The 22,679-nt window shown below is 66.4% G+C and carries 16 protein-coding genes; 8 read left to right on the top strand and 8 right to left on the bottom strand.

Annotated elements, in window-relative coordinates; genetic code table 11:
- The first annotated feature begins 88 nt into the window (after positions 1-88).
- The 8 genes from AB3347_RS11955 to AB3347_RS11920 all read left to right on the top strand — a co-directional run bounded on the left by AB3347_RS11955 (position 89) and on the right by AB3347_RS11920 (position 12,683).
- On the top strand, positions 89-1,594 hold the full coding sequence (locus AB3347_RS11955) for an adenosine deaminase (RefSeq protein ID WP_369092027.1): 1,506 nt from the start codon (positions 89-91) through the stop codon (positions 1,592-1,594).
- Between the two features lie 522 nt (positions 1,595-2,116).
- On the top strand, positions 2,117-5,527 hold the full coding sequence (locus AB3347_RS11950) for a TonB-dependent receptor (RefSeq protein WP_369092026.1): 3,411 nt from the start codon (positions 2,117-2,119) through the stop codon (positions 5,525-5,527).
- Between the two features lie 186 nt (positions 5,528-5,713).
- Positions 5,714-7,408 (top strand): bifunctional UDP-sugar hydrolase/5'-nucleotidase, encoded by a 1,695-nt coding sequence (locus AB3347_RS11945; RefSeq protein WP_369092025.1) that lies wholly within the window; start codon positions 5,714-5,716, stop codon positions 7,406-7,408.
- A 49-nt stretch (positions 7,409-7,457) separates the two neighbouring features.
- Entirely contained in the window at positions 7,458-8,519 is a 1,062-nt protein-coding gene (locus AB3347_RS11940) for a S1/P1 nuclease (protein WP_369092024.1), read from the top strand.
- A gap of 103 nt (positions 8,520-8,622) precedes the next feature.
- Positions 8,623-9,834, top strand: a complete 1,212-nt coding sequence (locus tag AB3347_RS11935; RefSeq protein WP_369092023.1) for an efflux RND transporter periplasmic adaptor subunit — start codon at positions 8,623-8,625, stop codon at positions 9,832-9,834.
- Positions 9,835-9,839: 5 nt separating this feature from the next.
- Entirely contained in the window at positions 9,840-11,042 is a 1,203-nt protein-coding gene (locus AB3347_RS11930; RefSeq protein ID WP_369092022.1) for an ABC transporter permease, read from the top strand.
- Positions 11,035-11,748, top strand: coding sequence for an ABC transporter ATP-binding protein (locus tag AB3347_RS11925; RefSeq protein WP_369092021.1), 714 nt, complete (start codon positions 11,035-11,037; stop codon positions 11,746-11,748). Before AB3347_RS11930 ends, AB3347_RS11925 begins: the two co-directional genes overlap by 8 nt.
- 71 nt (positions 11,749-11,819) lie before the next feature.
- Positions 11,820-12,683 (top strand): MipA/OmpV family protein, encoded by an 864-nt coding sequence (locus tag AB3347_RS11920; protein ID WP_369092020.1) that lies wholly within the window; start codon positions 11,820-11,822, stop codon positions 12,681-12,683.
- Positions 12,684-12,750: 67 nt separating this feature from the next.
- Here the strand turns inward: AB3347_RS11920 and AB3347_RS11915 are convergent, their stop codons facing one another.
- The 8 genes from AB3347_RS11915 to AB3347_RS11880 all read right to left on the bottom strand — a co-directional run bounded on the left by AB3347_RS11915 (position 12,751) and on the right by AB3347_RS11880 (position 22,585).
- Complete coding sequence (locus AB3347_RS11915) at positions 12,751-13,140, bottom strand: hypothetical protein (protein ID WP_369092019.1); 390 nt, start codon at positions 13,138-13,140, stop codon at positions 12,751-12,753.
- A 202-nt stretch (positions 13,141-13,342) separates the two neighbouring features.
- Positions 13,343-14,308, bottom strand: coding sequence for an ABC transporter permease (locus AB3347_RS11910; RefSeq protein WP_369092018.1), 966 nt, complete (start codon positions 14,306-14,308; stop codon positions 13,343-13,345).
- Positions 14,309-14,311: 3 nt separating this feature from the next.
- Positions 14,312-15,394 (bottom strand): ABC transporter permease, encoded by a 1,083-nt coding sequence (locus tag AB3347_RS11905; protein ID WP_369092017.1) that lies wholly within the window; start codon positions 15,392-15,394, stop codon positions 14,312-14,314.
- Between the two features lie 35 nt (positions 15,395-15,429).
- On the bottom strand, positions 15,430-16,959 hold the full coding sequence (locus AB3347_RS11900; RefSeq protein WP_369092016.1) for an ABC transporter ATP-binding protein: 1,530 nt from the start codon (positions 16,957-16,959) through the stop codon (positions 15,430-15,432).
- Positions 16,960-17,062: 103 nt separating this feature from the next.
- Positions 17,063-18,067 carry a BMP family protein gene (locus tag AB3347_RS11895; protein WP_369092015.1) on the bottom strand — a complete coding sequence of 335 codons (1,005 nt, stop codon included), beginning with the start codon at positions 18,065-18,067 and terminating at the stop codon, positions 17,063-17,065.
- Positions 18,068-18,454: 387 nt separating this feature from the next.
- On the bottom strand, positions 18,455-19,453 hold the full coding sequence (locus tag AB3347_RS11890; RefSeq protein WP_369092014.1) for an alpha/beta hydrolase: 999 nt from the start codon (positions 19,451-19,453) through the stop codon (positions 18,455-18,457).
- Positions 19,454-19,583: 130 nt separating this feature from the next.
- A complete protein-coding gene (locus AB3347_RS11885; protein ID WP_369092013.1) occupies positions 19,584-20,117 on the bottom strand; it encodes a DUF2231 domain-containing protein in 534 nt (177 codons plus the stop codon).
- A 98-nt stretch (positions 20,118-20,215) separates the two neighbouring features.
- The gene (locus AB3347_RS11880; protein WP_369092012.1) at positions 20,216-22,585 is read right to left on the bottom strand and encodes a DUF4214 domain-containing protein; all 2,370 of its coding nucleotides are present in this window, start codon (positions 22,583-22,585) and stop codon (positions 20,216-20,218) included.
- Between the last annotated feature and the right edge of the window lie 94 nt (positions 22,586-22,679).

Below are 22,679 nucleotides of genomic sequence, written 5' to 3'. Positions count from 1 at the left end.
GATATTGCCAACGCTAACTCAACCGTATAGAGTTGCGCGGTCCAGTGCAGGCGCGAGCCTGACATAACCGCACCAGAAAGTTCGACCCATGTACAACAAACTGACCGGCAGCGTCCTGCCGACCCTGGCCCTGGCGCTGGCCGTCGCCGCCGCCCCGCAGGCCCTGGCCAAGGGACCCGCTTCGAGCGTCAACGAAGCCGCCACCGCGCGTCATTACGCCAGCCTGATCGCGGGCGAGCCGAAGCTGTCCGAGCTGACCCTGTTCTTCACCCAGATGCCGAAGGGCGGCGACCTGCACCACCATTATTCGGGCTCGGTCTATGCCGAGACCTACGTCGACTTCCTGGACAAGCAGGGCTATTGCGTCAACAAGCAGACCTACCGGATCGAAACGAAGAAAGAGGTCGTGGAGGCCGAGCGCGCCAAGCCGGCGGAGCAGCGCAACTGCCTGTCGACCGCCGAAGTCTATGCCGACGACCACACCTACCGCGAGCTGCTGCAGCGCTGGTCGACCAAGGACTTCTACAACCACGGCGCGACCCAGCCGCCGCCGGACCGCACCTTCTTCCAGACCTTCGGCTACTTCGGCCCGGTGTCGAACGCGAACTTCCGCGAAGGCCTGCAGGAACTGAAACAGCGCGCCATCCTGGAAAACGTCAGCTACATCGAGACCATGTTCAAGATGTCGCCCTTCGTCGTGAACAAGGAATTCGACGCCCAGGCCTGGACGATCGGCGGCGACGACAAGGCCTTCGACGCCCAGATGGGCGCCTGGCTGGCGGTGCTGGAGCAGGATGCCGGCTTCAAGAAATCGATCGAAGACTTCGTCAACCGCATCCACGAATCGGCCGAAGGCATCGACGACGAGCGCTTCACCATGCGCTACCAGACCTATGTGCTGCGCCTGCTGAATCCGTCGCAGGTGTTTTCGTCGATGGTCTCGGGCTTCAAGGCCGCGGCCATGAGCGACAAGATCGTGGGCGTGAATATCGTCGGCCAGGAAAGCACCATGGTCTCGATGCGCGACTACGCGCTGCACATGAAGATGTTCCGCTTCCTGAAGTCGCGCTACCCGTCGGTGAAGGTGGCCATGCACGCCGGCGAGCTGGCGCTGGGCGACGTGCCGCCGGAAGGCCTGAAGTTCCACATCGACCAGGCCCTGGTGGTGGCGGGCGCCAACCGCATCGGCCACGGCATCGACCTGGCCCACGAAACCAATGCGCCGGCCATCATGGCGAAGATGCGCAAGGACGACATCCCGGTCGAGATCAACCTGACCTCGAACGCCTTCATCAGCGGCATCGAAGGCGCCAACCACCCGGTCACCCTGTACCGCAAGTATGGCGTGCCTTACGTGATCTCGACCGACGACGCCGGCGTGACCCGCCACACGCTGTCGAACGAGTACGTCCTGTTCGCCAGCCGCTACAAGCCGGACTACGCGGAGATGAAGCGGACCTCGTACAACAGCATCCGCTACGCCTTCCTGCCGGTAGCAGAAAAACAACGCCTGACCCGCCAGCTGGACGAGCGTTTCGCCGCCTTCGAAGCCAACATTGCCGCGCTGGCAAAAAAACAGGCCAAGGCGAAGTGATTGCCGGCAGGGCGCTCCGCAGGCCGCTGTGGAGCGCCTTGCAGTCATTTTCTTGCTGTAACTTTTTGATTCTAAATTAGCAATAGTTCATCTTTTGTGGCCTTCCTGCTACAAAAAATCCTCTTCCAACTTCGGTTTGGCGAAATTCTTATTAAAAAAATTTCGCCTAGGAATGCCGCCCTTATAATCCCGCCTTGTAAATTTGCTGGGGTTTCCCCGAGTTTGTAGCGCATCAACAACGTGTTGAGCTGTATTTATACGACAAACGTATGAATCGCTAAGCCAAAACGAATTTGCCGGTCTGTCAACAGTCATGCATATTGACGTTTGATTTCCAAAAGGCATTCCCGTTGTAGCGCTCGGCGCCGCGTCATTTCGTTGAAATACTTGCACGTTACACTTGCCGCCGCTTGCCGGCCGGTCCGCCGGCACACCATGCAGCAAACCAAGGATTGCAGTACTTGTAAGAGAGGGCAACCGTCGGCTGCCCGTTATAACTATTAGTTCTTTTTGGGGTTATCAATGATCACTCAACAACAGATCCGGCTCACCAAACTGGCGCTGGCTTTGTCGGTTGCGTTGGCTGCTACGCCGGCTTTCGCACAGAACACCACCTCGGCCATCGGCGGCCGTATCTCGGCCGCTGACGGCAAGCCCGCAGTCGGCGCCCAGGTGCAGATTGTTCACGCCGAGTCCGGTTCTGTCAGCAATGTCACCACCGACGCGGAAGGCCGTTACGTTGCACGCGGCCTGCGCGTAGGCGGTCCTTACACGATCATCATCACCAAGGACGGCGTCACCGAGCGCCGCGAGAACGTGTTCATCGAGCTGGCCGAAACCGCCGCCGTGGACGCGACCCTGGGCCAGCAGATGCAGACCGTCACCGTGACCGGTTCGGCTGCACGCTCGGAGATCTTCTCGAATCAGTCGATGGGCGCCGTCACCAGCATCAGCCGCGCCGACCTGGAAACCCAGGCATCGATCAACCGCAACCTGCAAGACTTCGCGCGTCTCGATCCGCGCGTGTCGCAGACCGACAAGGACCGCGGCGAAATGTCCGTGGCCGGCCAGAACTCGCGCTACAACTCGATGACCATCGACGGCGTGGCCGTGAACGACACCTTCGGCCTGGAAGCCAACGGCAGCCCGACCGCCCGCCAGCCGATCTCGATGGAAGCGATCGCCTCGGTGCAGGTGAACGTCGCCAACTACGACGTGACCCAGCGCGGCTACACCGGCGCCAACGTCAACGCCGTCACCAAGTCGGGTACCAACGTGTACCACGGCGGCGCCTACTACGTGACCCGCGACGACCGCCTGGTCGGCAAGCGCTACAACCGCACCACCGACAGCTACACCGACGCGCCGGACTTCAAGGACAACACCAAGGGCCTGTGGGTCAGCGGCCCGCTGGTCCAGGACAAGCTGTTCTTCTTCGCCCTGGCCGAAAACTACGAAAGCAGCCGCAGCGGTCCGGAATTCGGCGCCATCGGCTCGGGCACCGGCACCACCGTCGGCATCAGCCCGAACCAGATCAACCGCATCAAGGACATCGCCCAGTCGCGCTACGGCTTCGACATCGGCAGCACCGAGGTCCCGGCCGGCACCAAGATGAAGTCGGAAGAGCGCATGATCAAGCTCGACTGGAACATCAACGACGACCACCGCGCCAACCTGCGTTACTCGAAGACCTCGCAGAACGAGCCGATCTTCCCGGGCTTCTCGCAAAGCGGCGTGGCACTGAGCTCGCAGTTCTACAACCAGGACAAGACCATCGAGACCCTGGTCGGCCAGGTGTTCTCGGACTGGACCCAGAACCTGTCGACCGAATTCAAGATCTCGCAGCGCGACTATGACTCGCAGCCGATCAACAACGCCAAGCTGCCGACCATGTCGTTCCAGTTCAGCGGCCCGCTGCCGTCGGATGCCCCGAGCGGCACCCGCACCGGCAACCGTTTCCTGAACACCGGTACCGAAAGCAGCCGTCACAACAACGTGCTGGGCACCAAGACCCTGGACGTCTACGCCGGCGCGAACTACCTGTGGGGCGACCACGAATTCAAGGTCGGCGCCGACTACACCCAGAACAAGGTGTACAACGCCTTCCTGCAGAACGTGTACGGCAACTACACCTTCGCCTGCGATAACAACTTCACCTACACCTTCGGTTCGGTCAACTGCGCCACCGCGAGCGCGGCCCAGATCGACGCTGCCATCTACGAGAACTTCTCGCGCGGCCGTCCGACCTCGTACACCGTGCAGCTGCCGGCTGCCGGCGGTTCGCTGAGCAACGCGATCGCCCAGTTCACTATGAAGAACACCGGCGTGTTCCTGCAGGATAACTGGACCGTCAACAAGAACCTGACCGTCAGCGCCGGCGTGCGCGTCGACGTGACCGGTGTCGACAACACCCCGCTGCGCAACACCCCGGCGGCTGCCCCGGTCATCGCCGGCAACGCCACCGGTTTCGTGCGCCAGACCGGCGGCTTCGGTATCGACAACACCCGTACCTTCGACGGCAACAAGCTGTGGCAGCCGCGCGTCGGCTTCAACTACAAGTTCGACGCGGCACGTCCGACCCAGCTGCGCGGCGGTGTCGGCCTGTTCCAGGGCGCGGCCGCAACCGTGTGGATGTCGAACCCGTTCTCGAACCCGGGCATCGCTACCCGCACCATCACCTGCTCGGGCTCGGGCGCAACCCGCTGCCCGAACACCGACGGCCTGTTCACCCCGGACGTCAACGCGCAGAAGACCGTCACCGGCTCGACCCCGGCAGTCAACGTCGACGTCCTGTCGCCGAGCCTGCGCCAGCCGTCGATCTGGAAAGCCAACCTGGCATTCGAGCATGAGCTGCCGGTCGGCGGCCTGGTGTTCGGCGCCGAGCTGCTGGCCACCGAGAACAAGGATGCGATCTTCTACCAGCACCTGAACCTGGGCGCACCGACCCGCATCGGCAAGGACGGACGCGAGCTGTACTACAGCGCCAACGGCCTGAGCGCGAACTGCTACACCTTCACCAACAACGCGGCAGGTGCGGCAACCGGTTGCCAGAACACCGCCAAGGCCCTGTCGAACCAGAGCTACGACCGCGTGCTGATGGCACAGCGCACCGGCAAGGGCGACGCCCAGCTGGTGACCCTGTCCCTGACGAGCCCGACCCGCAAGGGCTTCGGCTGGTCGGTGGCCTACACCCACACCAACGCGACCGAAGTCTCGCCGCTGACCTCGTCGACCTCGAACTCGAGCTGGTCGGGCCGTTCGGTCTTCAACCCGAACGAAGAAGTCGCCGCCAACTCGTCGTACCTGGTGAAAGAGCGTATCAATGCCCGCCTGTCGTGGGAGAAGCGCTTCTTCGGCGACTACCGCACCCGTCTCGGCGTCTTCTATGAAGGCCGCGAGGGCAAGCCGTACAGCTGGACCATCAACAACGACCTGAACGGCGACGGCCTGGCCGGCAACGACCTGATGTACATCCCGTCGGCCGAAGGTTCGGGCGAAGTCGTGTTCTTCGGCGACACCGCGACCAGCAAGGCCAACGAGTCGCGCTTCTGGGCGGTCGTGAACGCCAACGAAGTGCTGCGCAATGCCAAGGGCGGCGTGGTTGCCCGTAACAGCGACTTCTCGCCGTGGACCAACAGCTTCGACGTGAAGATCACCCAGGAACTGCCGGGCTTCATGAAGAAGCACAAGGCCAGCTTCGCACTCGACATCCTCAACTTCGGCAACCTGCTGAACAAGAAATGGGGCCGTATCGAGGAAGTGGGCTTCCAGTCCGCCGGCGCGCAAGCGCGTAGCTTCGTCGACTACCTCGGCCTGGATGCACAGGGCCGCTACGTCTACGGCGTGCGCAACAACGTCGAGGACCTCGACGTGCGCCAGGCCAAGGGCGAATCGCAGTGGGCCATCCAGGCAACCTTCAAGTACGAGTTCTAATCTCGAACGCTTGAACGCAAGCCTGTGATGTGAGAACGGCCGGTGGCGACACCGGCCGTTTTTTCATTGGGTGAAGGCCCCGCTTTTGCCCTGTTGCCGGCCTCTGTAAAGATGGCCGCCGGGCGGGACCCCATGTGATAATGCGCAGGGCCTTGCCGGCCCCCTGTCCCTGATCGAGAAAATTCCATGACCGTTTCCCTGCGTGCCCCGGCACGACTCTCCTGCGTCGCGCTGGCCGTCGCCCTGTCCCTGGGCCTGGCCGGCTGCGCCACCACGTCCAGCCGCGCACCCGTGAGCATCAACCTGGTCGCCATGAACGACTTCCATGGCAACCTGGAACCGAGCCGCTTCGTTCCGACCAATCCCGACGGCAGCAAGGCGCCGGCGATCCGCGCCGGCGGCGTCGAAGCCGTGGCGGCCGCGCTGCAGGCCTGGCGCAAGCAAGACCAGGACCTGCTGTTCGTCTCGGCGGGCGACCTGGTCGGCGCCAGCCCGGCGCTGTCCTCGCTGTGGGCCGACGAGCCGACCATCGAGGCGATGAACATGCTGAACCTGCGCGTGAGCGCGGTCGGCAACCACGAATTCGACGCCGGCCGCAAGGAACTGCTGCGCCAGCAGAACGGCGGCTGCGAGTCGCCGCGCCCGGCCAAGGCCTGCCAGATGAGCAAGAACTACGGCGGCGCGAAATTCACCTACCTGGCCGCCAACGTGGTCGACAGCGCCACCGGCAAGCCCTTCATCCCGGCTTTCCGCATCGAAGAAACCAAGGGCATCAAGGTCGGCCTGGTCGGCGTGGTGCTGCAGGACACCCGCTCGGTCGTGATGGCCTCGGGAATCGCCGGCCTGAGCTTCGGCGACGAGGCCGAGGCGATCAACCGCGCCATCCCCGAGATGCGCCGCCAGGGCGCGGACGTGATCGTGGCGGTGGTGCACGAAGGCGGCACCACGACCGACCATCCGACCCGGCCCGGCTGCAGCAACCTGAAGGGCCCGATCGTCGACATCGTCAAGAAGCTCGATCCGGGCATCCGCCTGGTGATTACCGGCCACACCCACCAGAGCTACCTGTGCAAGGTGGACGGCCGCACCGTGACCCAGGCCTCGTCCTATGGCCACATGCTGACCCGCATCGGCATGCAGGTGGAGAAGGGCGCCGGCACGGTCGGCGAGATCCGGGTCGAGAACGTCCTCATGAAAGCGGGCGACTACCCGGCCGACGAGAAGATGGCCGCCTTTATCGCGAAAGTGAAGGACAGCAGCCGCGCCGCCCTGATGCGCCCGGTGGCGCGCCTGGCCTCGGCGCCGGTGCTGCGCAAGCAGAACGAGGCCGGCGAAGCGCCGCTCGGCAACCTGATCGCCGACGCCGTGCTGGCGGCCACCCGCAACCTGGGCGCGCAGATCGGTTTCATGAACGAAGGCGGCATCCGCAAGGACCTGGAAGCCGGTCCGGACAACGTGGCGGCCTTCGGCCAGGCCCAGGCCGTGCTCCCGTTCGGGAACACCCTGGTGGTGATGGACCTGAGCGGCGCCCAGATCCGTTCGCTGCTCGAGCGCCAGTGGAAAGAGGGCGCGTCCGGCGCCTCGATGCTGCAGGTGTCGAACGGCTTCAGCTACACCTGGGATGAACGGCGTCCGGTCGGCAGCCGCATCACCGCCATCACCCTGGACGGCCAGCCGCTGGTCGATGCCAAGAGCTACCGCATCGTGGCCAACAACTTCCTGGCCGAAGGCGGCGACAACTTCCCCGAATTCGGCAAGGGCGTCAATCGCCTCGAGACCGGCCTGCTGGATCTCGACGCCTTCACCGAGTACCTGCGCAACACCGAGGGGCAGGGCGCATCGCTGGCGCCTGCCGCCGCACGCATTATCAAGGCCCGCTGAGCCGAGCCGACGAGAGGGCCGCGGGCCCTCGTTCCAACCAAGGATGAGCATGAAAAAACTAGCCTGTGTACTCGCGCTGACCAGCACCTTCGCATCGTTCGACGCCGCCGCCTGGGGCCGTGACGGCCACAAGGCCGTGGGCGCGATCGCCGACCGCCTGCTCAAGGGCAGCGTGGCCCAGAAGCAGATCCAGTCGCTGCTGCTGCCGGGCGAGACCCTCGAATCGATCGCCAACTGGGCCGACTGCGTCAAGGGCAGCTATTGCGGCCCACAGACGCCGGAAATGCTCGAGTACGTCAACGGCAACCCGCAGCACGACAAGTACCATTACACCAACGTGCCCTTCCAGCACGACCATTACGACGACCACGGCGTGGGCCGGACCGGCGTCGACATCGTGCAGACCCTGCGCCAGTGCATCGCGGTCCTGCAGGGCAAGACCGACCCGGAGCTGAACCCGCACAAGTTCACCAAGCGCCAGGCGCTGATCCTGCTGACCCACTTCACCGGCGACATCCACCAGCCGCTGCACGTGGGCGCGGCCTACGTCGGCAAGGACGGCAAGTTCGTGGCGCCCAGGACCCAGGACGAGGTAAACGAAACGGCGATCTTCGACACCCGCGGCAGCAACACCCTGCTGCTGGACGACGCCAGGCTGGCCGAACTGGCCAAGGGCCTGATCCCGGCGGGCGAGCCGGTGCCGGTGAAGGAAGGCGTGCCGCAGGCACTGACCAAGCCCTTCCACTCCTACTGGGACAGCACCACGGTCGACTACGCGTTCCGCCGCCTGCAGACCAGGACCCCGGGCCAGTTCGCCGACAAGGCGACCGGCGGCAAGCCGCAGATCCCGGTCATCGAGGGCGACCCGATCACCGTGCCTTACGCCTGGGCCAACCATACGCTGTTCGTGGCCAAGCAGGCCTTCGAGGGCGTCACTCCGGGCAAGCTGACGCCGCAGACCGGCAAGAAGGGCGAGGTCTATTACAGCTTCGCGCTGGAAGTGCCGGCCAACTATCCGGTGCCGAGTTCGGAGCTGGCCAAGCAGCAGTTGATCAAGGGCGGCTACAACCTGGCGGCGCTGCTGCAGGCGATCTTCCCCGAGAAGGGCTGAACCCCCTGCGCGCCGCCGGCGCCGGGCGGGCATGAGGGGCTGCCAAGCGGCATGCAGGACAATGCATTAGAATCTTGCTGTTCTGAATAGCGTCGTTTACAACATGAAACGCGGTCGACTTCTCCTCGTGCTTGCCTGCCTGGCGCTCGGCGCCCTGGCATGGTGGCTGCTCGCCGCCCAGCGCGGCCCCGCCTTGCCCGCCTACCAGGTGACGGCGCGGCCGCTGGTACAGACCGTCGTGGCCACCGGCCGGGTCGCGGCGCTGTCGCGCGCGCAGGTCGGCAGCGCGGTCACCGGGGTGGTGCTCGAGCGGCGCGTCCGCGAGGGCGACCGGGTGCGGCCGGGCGACGTGCTGGCCGTGCTGCGTGCCGACGATCTCGAGGCCGCCGTGCGCGAAGCCGAGGCGGCCCTGGCCCAGCTGCAGCAGGCCACCCGCCCGCAGGCCCAGGCCGGCCTGCGCGAAGCGGAAGCGCGGCTGGCCCAGGCCGGGCGCGAAGCCGCGCGCCGGCGCAAACTCTACGAGCAGCAGATGATCACGCGCGAAGCGATGGAGCAGGCGGTGCAGGCCGAGACCGTGGCCCGCAGCGCGGCCGAGCAGGCGCGCCTGAACCTGCGTTCGCTCGGCGCCGGCAGCCCCGGCGAGGCGGCCGCGCGCGCCCGCGTGGCCAGCGCCCGCGCGCAGCTGGCCAAGACCACGATCCGCGCCGAAGTCGCCGGCACCGTCCTGACCCGCAACGCCGAGCCGGGCGACCTGGTGCAGCCGGGCCGGGTGTTGTTCGAGATCGCCCGCGACGGCGACACCGAAGTGCTGGTGCCGCTGGACGAAAAGAACCTCGAGGTGCTGGCCGTCGGCCAGTCCGCCATGTGCGTGGCCGACGCCTATCCCGCCCGGCCGTTTCCGGCCAGGGTGAACTTCATCGCGCCCGCCATCGATCCGCAACGCGGCACGGTCGACGTGCGCCTGGCGGTGGACCCGGCGCCCGGCTTCCTGCGCCAGGACATGACGGTGTCGGTGAACGTCGAAACCGGCCGCCGCGCCAGCGCCATCGTGGTGCCGAACGACGCGCTGGCGTCCACCGACGGCAGCCACAGCGAGCTGTGGCTGATTGCCGATGGCCGCGCCACGCGGCGCAAGGTCGCGCTCGGCCTGCGCGGCCTGGCCCAGACCGAGGTCACGGCCGGCCTGCAGGCGGGCGACTGGGTCCTGGCCGACGCCCGGGCCAGGCTGACCCCGGGCGAGCGCGTGCGCGTGGTGCCGGCCACGCCCGCCGCCGATCCGGCCACCCGCAACGAACTGCCGGTCAAGCTGGACTGACGCCGATGTGGATCGAGTGGACCATCGCCACCCGTTTCCTGCGCGAGGGGCGGGTGCAGAGCACCCTGATCCTGGTGGGGATCGCCGTCGGCGTCTCGGTGATCGTCTTCCTCACCGCCCTGATCACGGGACTGCAGTCCAACATCATCAACCGTACCCTCGGCACCCAGGCGCACATCAAGGTCCAGCCCACGGAAGAGTTCAACCGCATCCTGCCTCCCGCGCCGGGCAGCGCGCAGCTGCTGTTGGAGAGCAAGCGGGCGCAGCGCCTGCGCTCGATCAACAACTGGCAGCAGGTGCGCGACGTGCTCGATGCACTGCCGCGCGTCACGGCCGTGTCGCCGCTGATCTCCGGGCCGGCCTTCGCGCGGCGCGGCGAGGCCCTGCAATCCGTGGCCCTGGTGGGCATCGACCCGCCGCGCTACCTGCGCATCATTCCGGTGCAGGACGACATCGTGGCGGGCAGCTTTCGCGTCGGCGCCGGCAATGCGGTGATCGGCCGGCAGCTCGCCAAGGACCTCGGCATGCGGGTAGGGGACAAGCTGCGCCTGGACGGCGGCCAGGGCCGCGACAGCGTGGTGAACGTCGCCGGCATCTTCGAACTGGGCGTGCGCGAACTGGATGCGCGCTACGTCTACCTGGACATGAAGCAGGCGCAGTCCCTGCTCGACCTGCCCGGCGCCGCCACCGTGATCGACGTGACGGTGGACGACATCTTCGCGGCGCAGGCGGTCGCCGAGCGCATCGCCCGCCTCACCGGGCTGAAGGCGGAAAGCTGGATGGAGACCAACGGCCAGCTGATGAACGCCCTGCGCTCGCAGAGCCTGTCCACGCGCATGATCAGCGTGTTCGTGGCCCTGAGCGTGGCGCTCGGCATCGCCAGCGTGCTGTCGGTCAGCGTGGTCCAGCGCACGCGCGAGATCGGCATCCTGCGCGCGATGGGCACCACGCGGCGCCAGATGCTGGGCGTGTTCCTGGTCCAGGGCGCGGTGTTCGGCCTGGCCGGCTCGCTGCTGGGCGGCGCCGCCGGCTACGGCCTGGTGGCGGCGTTCAACACCTTCGGGCCGAAACTGTTCTACATTCCGGTGGATCCGCGCCTGCCGTTCGCCGCGGCGGCGCTGGCGACGCTCACCGGCGTGCTGTCGGCGGCGGTGCCGGCGCGCCGCGCCGCCGCCCTCGACCCGGTGGAGGCGATCCGCCATGTCTGAACACGACGCCAGCCAGGAGGTGTTGCGCCTGCAGGGCCTCCGCAAGAGCTATAACGTCGGCAAGCCGACCGAAGTGGAGGTGCTGCACGGGCTCGACCTGTCGCTGCGGCGGCGCGACTTCGCCGCGCTGGTCGGGGCGTCCGGTTCCGGCAAGAGCACCTTGCTCAACGTGATCGGCCTGCTGGACCAGCCCAGCGCGGGCGAGCTGTTCCTGCTGGGCGAGCCCACCAGCAGCATGGACGACGCCCGCCGCACCGCGCTGCGCGGCAGCGCGGTCGGCTTCGTGTTCCAGTTCCACCACCTGATCCAGGCCTTCACGGCGCTCGAGAACGTGCTGATGCCGCTCATGGTGGCGAGCGGCAAGCCCACGCCGGAACAGACCGCGCATGCGCGCGGCCTGCTGGCCCAGGTCGGCCTGGCCGGCATGGAGGGGCGCAAGCCGGACCAGCTGTCCGGCGGCCAGCAACAGCGCGTGGCGGTGGCGCGCGCGCTGGTCACCCGGCCCGCGCTGCTGCTGGCCGACGAGCCGACCGGCAACCTCGACACCCGTTCCGCCGCCGAAGTGTTCCAGTTGTTCCGTACCTTCAATCGCGAGTTCGGCTGTGCGGTCCTGCTGGTGACCCACGATCCGCGCATGTCCGAGCAGTGCGACCGCACCATCACGCTGGTGGACGGCAGGATCGAAAGCGACCAGCGCGCCGGCTGAGCGCCTGCCCGGCGCGTCGCGGCCGCGATCCCCGATAGAATCGGCTTACCACCGATTCCCCCAACACCACCATGACCCTGCACTCCAAGGCCGCGGCCTGCGCCGCCTGCCTGCTGCTGTCGAGCGCCGCCGGCGCGCAATCCGGCCCGGAGCGCGATCTCCCCCTGTGGGAAATCGGCCTGGGCGCCGCCGCCCTGTCCACGCCTTCCTACCCGGCATCGAGCGCGCGCGAACACCGGGTGCTGGCCTTCCCCAACATCGTCTACCGCGGCGAGATCCTGCGCGCCGACCGTTCCGGCATCAATGCGCGCCTGTTCCGCAGCGACCGGGCCGAACTGGACGTCGGCTTCGCCGGCGCCTTGCCGTCCGATTCCGACGAGGTGGAAGAACGCGCCGGCATGCCCGACCTGGGCCCGCTGCTGGAATTCGGACCACGCTTGAAACTGCGGCTGGCGGACCTGGGCAACAGGCGGCGCCTGCGCCTGGAACTGCCGCTGCGCGCCGTGATCGAGGCGCGCGGCGGCCTGCACAGCCGTGGCTATACCTTCGAGCCCCGGCTGGCCTACGAGATGGCGGGCGAACGCGGGCTGTGGACGCTGGAGACGAACCTGTCGGTGGTGCTGGGCGACCGCCGCATCAACCGCCATTTCTACGAAGTGGCGCCGCAATACGCGACCGCCGCGCGGCCGGCCTACGCGGCCGATTCCGGCCTGCTGTTGACGCGTCTCGGCCTGTTCGGCTCGCGCCGCATCGACGAGGACGTGCGCCTGTTCGGCTACCTGCGTGTCGAAAGCTATCGGGGTGGGGCGAACCGCGACAGTCCCTTGCATGTGAAGGACAACGGGGTGTCGGGAGGGGTGGGGGTGATGTGGACCTTCAAGCGTTCCAGCCGCCGCGCCGGTGGGGGCGAGACGGTCGATCCGCTAGTCCAGTGAGCGCCGTACGGGGCCGCACGGCGCTTGCGTGAACCGGGGAGCGCGAGGCTCCCCGGGCAGGAAGAAATTACTTGGTGCTGTCCTTGCTGCCTTTGTGCGAGGACTTCTTGTCATGCTTGACCTGCTTGTCGTGCTTGGCGTCGGCCTTGTCGGTCTTGTCCGCAGCCGATGCCGGGGTCGCCGGCGTGGCCGGGGTTGCAGGCACTGCCGGGGACGCTGCGGTTGCCGCGGTGTTGCCGGTGCCGCCGGTGGTATCCGTCGTAGTGGTCGTGGTGGTATCGGTGGTGGTGGTGGCTGCGGTTGCCGGGATTGCCGGGGTGGCCGGGACGGCCGGGGTAGCAGCGGTAGCGGAGGTGGCAGGAATAGCCGGGGTTGCCGGGGTTGCCGGGGTGGCGGTCTGGGCGAATGCCGAGGTAGCCGACAGAGCGACGATCAGGGTAGCAATGGTTTTCTTCATTGGTGATTCCTTTCTGTTTCGGGTTCTGGCGTACGTTATCGTGTCACCTGGGCATTCAACGGCCCCCGGATGAGGTGTGTTGACGCGCCTTACAAAGCCTTACGCTGGTCACATTTGCTAACAAGTTCAGCAATAAGCGGTGCTAAGTGGCAAAAAAAATGGCCTGCGGAAACGCAGGCCACTTTCTCGTGCAGAAACTCGCTCAGCGCGACTTGACGAAGGGCTTGCCCAGCGCCTTGGGCGCCACCGACTTGGCCATCAGGCCGGCCAGCACGATCACGGTCAGGACATACGGGATCATCTGGATCAGCGCGCCCGGGATGCGGCCCACCACCGGCAGCTCGACGCCTTCGATCTGGACCTGCACCGCGCCGAACAGGCCGAACATCAGGCAGCCCAGCACGGTGTGCAGCGGGCGCCAGTTACCGAACACCATGGCGGTCAGGGCCAGGTAGCCGGCGCCGGCCGACATGTCGCGCAGGAAGAATCCGCTCTGCACGATCGACAGGTAGGCGCCCGAGAAGGAGCACAGCACGCCGGCGATCAGCATGGCGGTGTAGCGGGTGCGCTGCACCGAGACGCCGGCGGCGTCGGCCGCGTGCGGGTTCTCGCCGCAGGCGCGCAGGCGCAGGCCGAAGCGGCTGTGGTAGAGCACCCAGTGCACCAGCGGCAGCAGCAGGAAGGCGAGGTAGACCAGCACCGTGTGGCCGCCGATCACGCTGCCGTACAGCCAGCCGATGACCGGGATGTCGGCCACGGCGGCGGTGCCGGGCAGGACGATCTCGGACACGCGCGCTTCGCCCAGGTCGGGCGTGCGGCCGCCCTGCTGGAAGAAGTACTGGGCCACCACGAAGGTCAGGCCGCTCATGGCGATGTTGATCGCCATGCCGGCCACCAGCTGGTTGCCCTTCTGGGTGATCGACACGAAGGCCTGCACCATGGCCAGCGTGCACGATGCCAGGATGCCGGCGGCGATGCCCATCCACGGGTCCTGGTAGCTGTAGGCGACGCCGGCCGAGACGAAGGCCGAGGCGAGGATCTTGCCCTCGAGGCCGAGGTCGATGACGCCGCTGCGCTCGGCGAACAGGCCGGCCATGGCTGCGAAAATCAGGACCGGTGCATTGCGGATCGTCGTGACGACGATACTGGCTAACTGGAAGTCGTCCATGGCTTATCCCTTGCGTGTTGCGTTGATCATTTTGAGGACGGCCGGCGCGTACAGGTTTTCCATGGCGCCGCAGAACAGGATGATCAGTCCCTGGATGAAAATGAAGGTCTCCTGCGGGATGTTCGGCTTTTCCAGCGAGAGGTCGAAACCGCCCTGGATCAGCGCGCCGAACAGGACCGACGACAGGAAGATGCCGACCGGGTTCTGGCGTCCCATCAGGGCGATCGCGATGCCGATGAAGCCGGCGCCGGCGGGGAAGTTCAGGCTCAGGTAGTGGGTCGAGCCGAGGATCGAATTGACGGCGGCCAGGCCGGCCAGCGCGCCCGAGATCAGCATCGCGACGACGATCATGCGGCTGATGCGCACGCCGGCATAGTGGGCCGCATGCTGGTTCAGGCCGGTGGCCTGCAGCTTGTAGCCCCACGGCGAGCGCGACATCACCACGCCATAGATCACCAGCGCGGCGATCGCCAGGAAGAAGCCGATGTTCAGCGGGGTGTCGCCCAGCACCGGGAACCATTCGCCCAGGCGCGGCATCCACGCCGCTTCCGCAAACACGCGGCTGGCCGGGTTCTGGTCGCCTTCCGGAATCAGCTTCAGGATCAGGAAGTTCATCAGGCTGGCGGCGATGAAGTTGAACATGATGGTCGTGACCACCACGTGGCTGCCGCGCTTGGCCTGCAGGTAGCCCGGCAGGAAGGCCCAGGCGGCGCCGAACACGGCGCTGGCCACCATCGCCAGCGGAATCAGGAGCCAGGGCGAGAGCGAGGCGTCGAAAGCCAGCATGGCCAGGGTCAGGCCCAGGCCGCCCAGGTACATCTGGCCTTCGGCGCCGATGTTGAACAGGCCGGCCTTCATCGCCACCGAGACCGCCAGGCCGGTGAACACGAAGGTGGAGGCGTAGAACAGGGTGTAGCTCAGGCCTTCCGGATTGATGACGGCGCTGTTGACCAGGATCTGCAGCGATTCGACCGGGCTTTCGCCCAGCAGGTGGATGACGAGCGCCGCCACCAGCAGCGCCGACAGCAGGTTCAGGACCGGCAGGACGAAGCCGGAAGCCCAGCGTGGGAGTTCAGTGGTTTTCATTGGAAGTTCGGCTTAACAAGGTTCCGCACTAAGGTCTAGTGCTTGTGCATCCCGCCCATCAGCAGGCCGATGCGGGTGGTATCGAACTCGTCGATGTTCAGTTCGCCGGTGATGCGCCCGCTCGAGACGACCACGATGCGGTCGGCCAGCGCGCGCACTTCCTCGAGTTCGGTCGACACCAGCAGGATCGCCACGCCTTCGTCGCGCAGGCGCAGCAGCTGGGTGTGGATGCTCTCGATGGTGCCGATGTCGACGCCGCGGGTCGGCTGGCCGACCAGCATCAGCTTCGGGCTGGCCGACACTTCGCGCGCGATCACCACCTTCTGCTGGTTACCGCCCGACAGCAGGCCGATGCGCAGGTCCGGATTCTTCGGACGCACGTCGAAGGCTTCCAGCAGGTGCGCGCAGCGCTTGGCGATGGCGTCGAAGTCGAACAGGCCCAGCTTGTTCCTGACGCGGTCCTGGTAGCCGAACACGGTGTTCTGCATCACCGTGAAATCCTTGATGACGCCGTCGCGCAGGCGGTCTTCCGGCACGTGGCCGATGCCCAGCTCGCGGAATTCGGCCGGCAGGCCGTCGGCATTGCTGCGTCGGCCGTACGGCAGTTCCTTGCCGAGGAATTCGACCCGCCCGGAAGTCGGCAGGCGCATGCCCGACAGGATTTCCATCAGCTCGCTCTGGCCGTTGCCCGACACGCCGGCAATCGCCACGATCTCGCCGGCGCGCACGGTCAGGTCGATGTCGGACAGCAGTCGAACCTTCTGCTTGTCTTCCAGCTGCAAATTCGCGACCTTGAGCACCGGCGCGCCCGGATTGAAGGGCTTGCGCGGCAGGTTGCCCTCGATCGGGCGGCCGACCATCATGTTGGCCAGCTGCTCCTTCGAGGTGTCGCGGGTGGCGACGGCGCCGGCCACGCGGCCCGCGCGCATCACCGTCACCTGGTCGGTGATCTCCATGATCTCGCCCAGCTTGTGGGTGATCAGGATGATGGTCTTGCCCTGTTCCTTGAACAGGCGCAGGATTTCGAACAGCGAGGCGGTTTCCTGGGCGGTGAGGACGGCGGTCGGCTCGTCCAGGATCAGGATCTCGGCGCTGCGGTAGATCTGCTTGAGGATCTCGACGCGCTGCTGCGCGCCCACCGACAAATCGTGGATGGTGGCGAGCGGATCGACGTCGAGGCGGTAGCGGGCGCAGATCTCGCGCAGCCTGGCCTCGGTTTCGGCGCGCCTGGCAGCCAGCTTGAATCCGCCCTCGGTGCCGAGCATGACGTTGTCGAGCACGGTCATGTTCTCGACCAGCATGAAGTGCTGGTGGACCATGCCGATGCCCAGCGCGATCGCTTCGTGCGAGGTGCGGATCTGGCGTTCCTGGCCGTCGATCAGGAGCTGGCCGCTGTCGGCGTTGTAGTAGCCGTACAGGATGCTCATGAGGGTGGACTTGCCCGCGCCGTTCTCGCCGATCACACCGTGGATCGAGCCTTTGGCGATCGAGAAGCTGACGTCAGCGTTCGCCTGCACGGCCCCGAAGGCCTTGCTGATGTTGCGAAATTCTACGGCTGGCTGCATTGCGATCAGTAGTAAAGGGTGTGTAAATGAGGGGAACCCTTCATTCAAAAGCGCGCCGGGCCGGGTTCTCCGGCGCGGCGCGCTTTCTCATGGGGAGGATGAATCAGACCGGGCAGCTGCCTGCGGCACGGTAGTCGATGACCTTGATCTTGCCGTTGATGATGTCGGTGCGCACGGCGTTCACGCGCTTTTCCATCTCCGGCGAGACGACCGCGCGGTTGTCCTTGTCCAGGACCCAGTCCACGCCGCCTTCCTTCAGGCCCTTGTAGGTGACGCCCGGCTTCCAGGTGCCGTTCTTCATGGCCATGAAGGAGTCGTAGACGGCGACGTCCACGCGCTTGACCATCGAGGTCAGCATCGAGCCCGGGTGCAGGTAGTTCTGGTTGGAGTCGACGCCGATCGCCAGCTTGCCCTTGGCCTTGGCCATCTGCAGTGCGCCCATGCCGCTGCCGCCGGCAACGGCGAACACCACGTCGGCGCCGCGGTCGAACTGCGCGCGTGCCAGCTCGCCGCCCTTGGCCGGATCGTTCCAGGCCGCGGCGGTGGTGCCGACCATGTTCTGCATGATCTCGATTTTCGGGTACTGCGCCTTGGCGCCCTGGCTGTAGCCGCAGGCGAAGGCGCGGATCAGCGGGATGTCCATGCCGCCGACGAAGCCCAGCTTCTTCGACTTGGAGGCCATGGCGGCGGCGACGCCGACCAGGTAGGAGCCTTCCTGCTCCTTGAACATCACCGAGTTGATGTTGTTACCCTGCGCGATGCTGTCGATCAGCACGAAGCGCACGTTCGGGAATTCCTTGGCGACCTTTTGCACCGCCTGGGTCTGCGAGAAGCCGATCGCCGCGATCAGGTCGACCTTCTTGCGCGCGAGGCCGCGCATCACCTGCTCGGCCTGGGTATCGCTGTTGGCCTGCACTTCGAGGACCTTGATGCCGGTTTCCTTGCTGAAGCGCTGCAGGCCCTCGAAGGCCGACTGGTTGAACGATTTGTCGAACTTGCCGCCCGCATCGTAGACCATGCCCAGCTTCGGAGCGCTAGGTGCGGCCGCAGCGGCGCTGCCCGCGACGCACAGCGCGGCGATGGTCATGGTGAGTTGCTTGAGTTTCATGAATGAGGCTCCTGGGAATTTCGATATTGTACCCGGCCCAACAGTGAGCGAGGAACGGGCTGCGCAAGCTGCATCGCCAACGGCGCCGTCGAGGCGGACGATGCGAAGCGCATTGTGTCAGCCGCAGCCCCGGCAAGTGGTGACGATTTGTATCTGGATAGTGTTTCGCTCGACAGTGCTTCGTTGCATGTAGCTCATCTGCAACAACCACAACATATTGACGACCAGCCCGGAGCCGAAACACCACCGCGATGCCGCGCAATAAGGAAAACCTGGATGTACGCAGCTCAGCCTGTCAAATATGCATCAAGCGACATATTGATGACAAATACGATTTTACTTGGCAATTTATTCCAAGGAAATATAACTGCTGACAATATTCAGCAATTATTTTGCTATGGCGCCCATCGTGGCGTCGGCAGCGAGGGTCGGAGGAAGAACGGCAGGGAGGGCCAGCGCTGGGGTGCTGTCGGGTTTGGGGCCGACTTCCTTGCCCACTTCGGCCTGCACCGGCGCCGCGCTGTCGGCGACGGGAAGTTGCGGCGCGGCGGCCGGCTTGGCGAACTGGCGCGTCAGGAAGCTGGCGATCAGCGCCTGGGTCGCTTCGAGGTAGGGGATGTTCATGTGGTCCGAGCCGGGCACGGTGTCGTCGCCCACCAGCCTGGCCAGTTTCTGCACCAGCTGGTCGGTGTGCGAGTGCGGCACCACGTCGTCCTCATGCGCGCGCAGGATATAGGTGGGCGCCTTGAGCGAGGGCGCGTACTTGATCGACTCGAAGCGGTGGCGCAGCATGTACTCGATCGGCATCACGCGGAAGCGCCGCTTGGCGATGGCCAGGATCGAGTCGTAGGGCGTGATCAGGACCACCGAGTGCACCGGGCGTTCCTTGGCCACCTGCACCGCGACGCCCGAGCCCAGGCTGCGGCCGACCACGGCGATGCGGGCGGCGTCGACCTGGCCGAGGGCGGCCAGCCAGTCGAACAGGGTGCAGCCGTCTTCGATCATGTGGATTTCCGCCGGGGCCCCGTGCGACTGGCCGTAGCCGCGGTAGTTCATGGCCAGCACGGTCATGCCCGGGAACAGCTTGCCGGCATCGCGCGCCACCCAGGACACTTCTTCGGAGCGGCCGCCGAAGTACATCACCGCGGGCCGCGGGCCGGGCACGAGCGGGGTGAGCAGCCAGCCGCACAGGCGGGTGCCGTCCTTGGCGCGCAGGACGATCGGGCGGGTGCGGTGCCCGGTGCTGCGCGGGCTTTCGACTTCCGGGGTAATGCAGGGATTGAACACCAGGCGGCGCTGGTTGGCGGCCACGGCCGCAGTCAGGGTCAGCCATAAAAAGCTGGCAAATCCCGTGATCCCTGCGGCCATTTTCTTTGAGGTGTCCATGGTGCCAGTCTACGCCTGCCGCACAAGTTTGTTCTGTGCGGCACTTCGCTCAGTTGCAAGTGCGATGGATGCGTAGTGGAACAGTTGGGTTATTACAACAGCAAGGGAAGGGGCGTTGCGGCCCCATGCTTCACTCCGGCGCGTGCAGCGGCGAAGGACCGGCGGCGACGTACTGTTCGACGTCGGGCGCCTTGTGGTCGATGCGTATGTCTTCCTGGTCGGCGTGCATGCCGATTTCGGCATGTTCGCCCGATCCCGAGCCGTCCGCCATGCGCCGGCCCAGGTATTCCGAGGCCAGCACGCCGGCGGCGGACAAGGCGGTGAGCGCCAGCGAGCCGCCGCGTGCGTGGCTGCCCTGGCGGCGCAGCACCAGGTTGGCGGCGCCCACCAGCAGGGCGGCGCCGGTGAGGGCGGCATGCAGCTGGCCTTCGCGCCGGGCTTCTCCCTGCGGCTTGTCGGCCACGTAGTCGGCCACGCCTGCCGCGCCGGCCGCCAGCCCGCCGACGATGCCGGCGCCCATGCTCAGGTAGGAGGCCTTGGCATAGTCGTCGTCGCCGGTGGCGCTGTGCATGGCGTCGAGGATGAAACCGAAGGGAATGAGGACAGCCGGCGCCGCGCCCAGGATCGAGTGCAGAGGTTGGCCGGCAATGGTGATCTTGTTCATGGCTTGCTCCTGGCGTTGGTTGTTCTGCCGGCCAGTGTGACATAGCGGCGCACAGGAACACGCACGGTTGGGAACGCGCGGCGCCGCATCCGCATCGGTCAGTGCCGCGCGAAGCCGATGCCGAATTCGATTTCCGCGGCCACCTGCCCCTTGTTTTCGGCGCTTTCGCTGAACTCGACCAGGATCTGCTCGGCCCGCAGGCCGCCGTCCATCTGCTGGCGCCAGTAGGCGGCGCCGGCGGCATCCGGCAAGCGATGCAGCACGTTCCGGTAGAGCGCCGCGATGATGGCGTCGGGCGTCGGCGCCGCGCCATACAGGCCGGCAAATTCGGCCGAACGGGCAAACTCGCGCGCCATCGACTCGATGCCGAGCCCGCCGTCCATCGCCATGATCCAGAACCCGAGGCCGCCGGCATCGGGCTGGCGATTGAAGGCGGCCCGGTACAGGCGGTAGCTCTTGCCGGCATTGCCGTCGACATCGAAGGCCAGGGTGATGTCGGTGAAGTCGAGGCGGAACGGGAAGCGCACGACCTGGGTGCCGTCCACGCCGGCATTGTCGATCACCGTGAGCAGCCCGTCGCGGCGCGTGACCGTATAGGCCGAGCGCGGACCGCGCAGGATGGCGCCGTCGACCACGGTCTCGGCCGGCGCGCCGTCGTCGCTGTAGTACAGTCCCTGCAGCTGGGCGCGGGCAAAGTGGAGGTAGCTGCCCGGCTGCGCGAGCGTGAAGGTAAAACTGCCGTCGGCGCTGAGGGCTTCGCGCTCGTCGACCAGTTCGCCCACCCCGTCGAACGCGATGGCGCTGACACTCCAGCCCGTTCCCTGGCCGCTGTAGTACTCGCCCGACTGGCTGGACAGCAGGCGCAAGCGCAGCGTGCTGCCGGCAAAGCGGTCGAGCGGCACCCTGATCTGCGCCGTTTCGTCCTGCCGCGATACGCGGCCGGGCTCCGCATAGGCATCGTTCCAGCTCGCGCCGTCGTCGGCCGACACCTGGACCTGGAAGCGCTGCTTGGGAGAGGAGAGCCGGATCGTACGGGTCAGCGTGACGCTGCCTCCGGCCGGCGCGACCGACAGTTTGCGGTTCAGGACGGCCGCTTGGTCGCCGTAGTTGTCCGAATTCCGGTAGAAGTTCAGGATGCCGGGCGCCGACAGGGATTCCCTCAGCCCGCCCGTCAGCGTCCAGCCTGCGGTGTCGAAAGGCGCCGGATTCGCGCCCTGGAGCGGCTTGCGCAGGTAGGTGCGCAGGCTGTAGCCGGTGGCTCCCGGCACCGCGCCGACCTGCACCCGGTAGGCCTGGCCCGCCTGCACGCTGGCCGGCGCATGTGCGATGGGGCGCAGCGCGCCGGACGCCGCCATCGCCGGGTCGAACACGACGACGTCGTAGGCAAAGCTCCTGGGCTGCGAAGCGAGCAAGACGTTCGACACGCTGACGCGGTAGGTGATGTCGGCCTCCGGCCGGCCATGCCGGCTGTTCGGGGCCGCCCCGGCCAGCTGCCAGACGATGGTGTTCTCGCCCGCGCTGTTCTGGAGCGGCTCGAGCTGCACCGCGACCGGCACGCCGTCGCGCGTCACGCTGACCCTGGCTTGCGAAAAGTCCGCATCGGGATACGACAGCGACCAGCGCGAGAACACCACCTGGTAGGGAACGAAACCCTTGGACGGCCAGGCGACGAAGTCGTCGCGTACGCGCGGGCGGGGCTTGCCGTAATTGCCGTCGAAGACCCAGAGCGCGTTCGCGCCCCACACGCGCCCGCTGCCGCCTGCGCCGTCGGGCGCCGGCACGTCGCCCGTGCCGAAGGTCCTGGTCTGCGGATAGAACAGCCAGCGGCGGTGACCGACGGCGGTATTGTTGTCGCCGTAATCCGAAATATAGGCGGTGATCGCGTCCGGCCCGATCGAGCCGAGGGCCAGGTTCGACGATCCCGCCGCTTCCGCGCCGGCCGCCGTGTAGAACTTCCAGGAGTCCGGCGGCGTATGCGACAACTGGCCGTTCGCACTCATCATGAGCGCGGCTTCCTGGGCCTTCGCGTTATACGCAGGCGAGAAGCTGACCGCTGCCGACAGGCCGGCCATCGCGCGGAACCAGTTCAGCCGCTGCAGGGTCGATGCCTGGAAGGCAGCGCTGGTGGTGCCGGCGGTCCCGGTGGCATGGCTGCCGGTCCAGTCCATCGGCACCGCCGGCTCCAGGTACAGGCGGTTGTAGAACAGGCGCACCGCTTCCCGGTTGCTCGTGTCGACCGCCAGTTCCTGTCCCCCCACGACCAGGGCCGACTGCTTCCTCTGCGCGCCCGAGTCGGAAGCCTGGGCGGCCCGGGCCGCTTCGGCCGTCAGCGGAATATCCAGCTGGACGCCGCCCTGCGGCAGGGCGCTGGCGGCGGCCGGCGGAGGAGGTGTGTCGGACGGATCGTGGCAGCCTGCCAGGACCAGGATCGTGAAAGTGCCCAGCAAGGCTGCCAGTCGTCGTGTCATAGCGAGGTATTTTGGCAAGATAACAGGGCGCGATTATGCCGAACCGGATTGGATGTTGCACTGAATAAACTAATTTTCCCGTCAGTTTATGAGC

Source organism: Massilia sp. X63, from assembly GCF_041023745.1.
Classification (GTDB): domain Bacteria; phylum Pseudomonadota; class Gammaproteobacteria; order Burkholderiales; family Burkholderiaceae_D; genus Telluria.
This window is presented reverse-complemented; position numbering and strand designations above follow the sequence as displayed.

Bases quoted from the DNA above. Each gene is read 5' to 3' on its own strand.
- AB3347_RS11940 (WP_369092024.1), top strand. From the start codon at position 7,458: ATGAAAAAACTAGCCTGTGTACTCGCGCTGACCAGCACCTTCGCATCG.
- AB3347_RS11885 (WP_369092013.1), bottom strand. From the start codon at position 20,117: ATGAACAAGATCACCATTGCCGGCCAACCTCTGCACTCGATCCTGGGC.
- AB3347_RS11925 (WP_369092021.1), top strand. From the start codon at position 11,035: ATGTCTGAACACGACGCCAGCCAGGAGGTGTTGCGCCTGCAGGGCCTC.
- AB3347_RS11950 (WP_369092026.1), top strand. From the start codon at position 2,117: ATGATCACTCAACAACAGATCCGGCTCACCAAACTGGCGCTGGCTTTG.
- AB3347_RS11920 (WP_369092020.1), top strand. From the start codon at position 11,820: ATGACCCTGCACTCCAAGGCCGCGGCCTGCGCCGCCTGCCTGCTGCTG.
- AB3347_RS11905 (WP_369092017.1), bottom strand. From the start codon at position 15,394: ATGAAAACCACTGAACTCCCACGCTGGGCTTCCGGCTTCGTCCTGCCG.
- AB3347_RS11880 (WP_369092012.1), bottom strand. From the start codon at position 22,585: ATGACACGACGACTGGCAGCCTTGCTGGGCACTTTCACGATCCTGGTC.
- AB3347_RS11935 (WP_369092023.1), top strand. From the start codon at position 8,623: ATGAAACGCGGTCGACTTCTCCTCGTGCTTGCCTGCCTGGCGCTCGGC.
- AB3347_RS11895 (WP_369092015.1), bottom strand. From the start codon at position 18,067: ATGAAACTCAAGCAACTCACCATGACCATCGCCGCGCTGTGCGTCGCG.
- AB3347_RS11915 (WP_369092019.1), bottom strand. From the start codon at position 13,140: ATGAAGAAAACCATTGCTACCCTGATCGTCGCTCTGTCGGCTACCTCG.
- AB3347_RS11955 (WP_369092027.1), top strand. From the start codon at position 89: ATGTACAACAAACTGACCGGCAGCGTCCTGCCGACCCTGGCCCTGGCG.
- AB3347_RS11900 (WP_369092016.1), bottom strand. From the start codon at position 16,959: ATGCAGCCAGCCGTAGAATTTCGCAACATCAGCAAGGCCTTCGGGGCC.
- AB3347_RS11910 (WP_369092018.1), bottom strand. From the start codon at position 14,308: ATGGACGACTTCCAGTTAGCCAGTATCGTCGTCACGACGATCCGCAAT.
- AB3347_RS11930 (WP_369092022.1), top strand. From the start codon at position 9,840: ATGTGGATCGAGTGGACCATCGCCACCCGTTTCCTGCGCGAGGGGCGG.
- AB3347_RS11945 (WP_369092025.1), top strand. From the start codon at position 5,714: ATGACCGTTTCCCTGCGTGCCCCGGCACGACTCTCCTGCGTCGCGCTG.
- AB3347_RS11890 (WP_369092014.1), bottom strand. From the start codon at position 19,453: ATGGACACCTCAAAGAAAATGGCCGCAGGGATCACGGGATTTGCCAGC.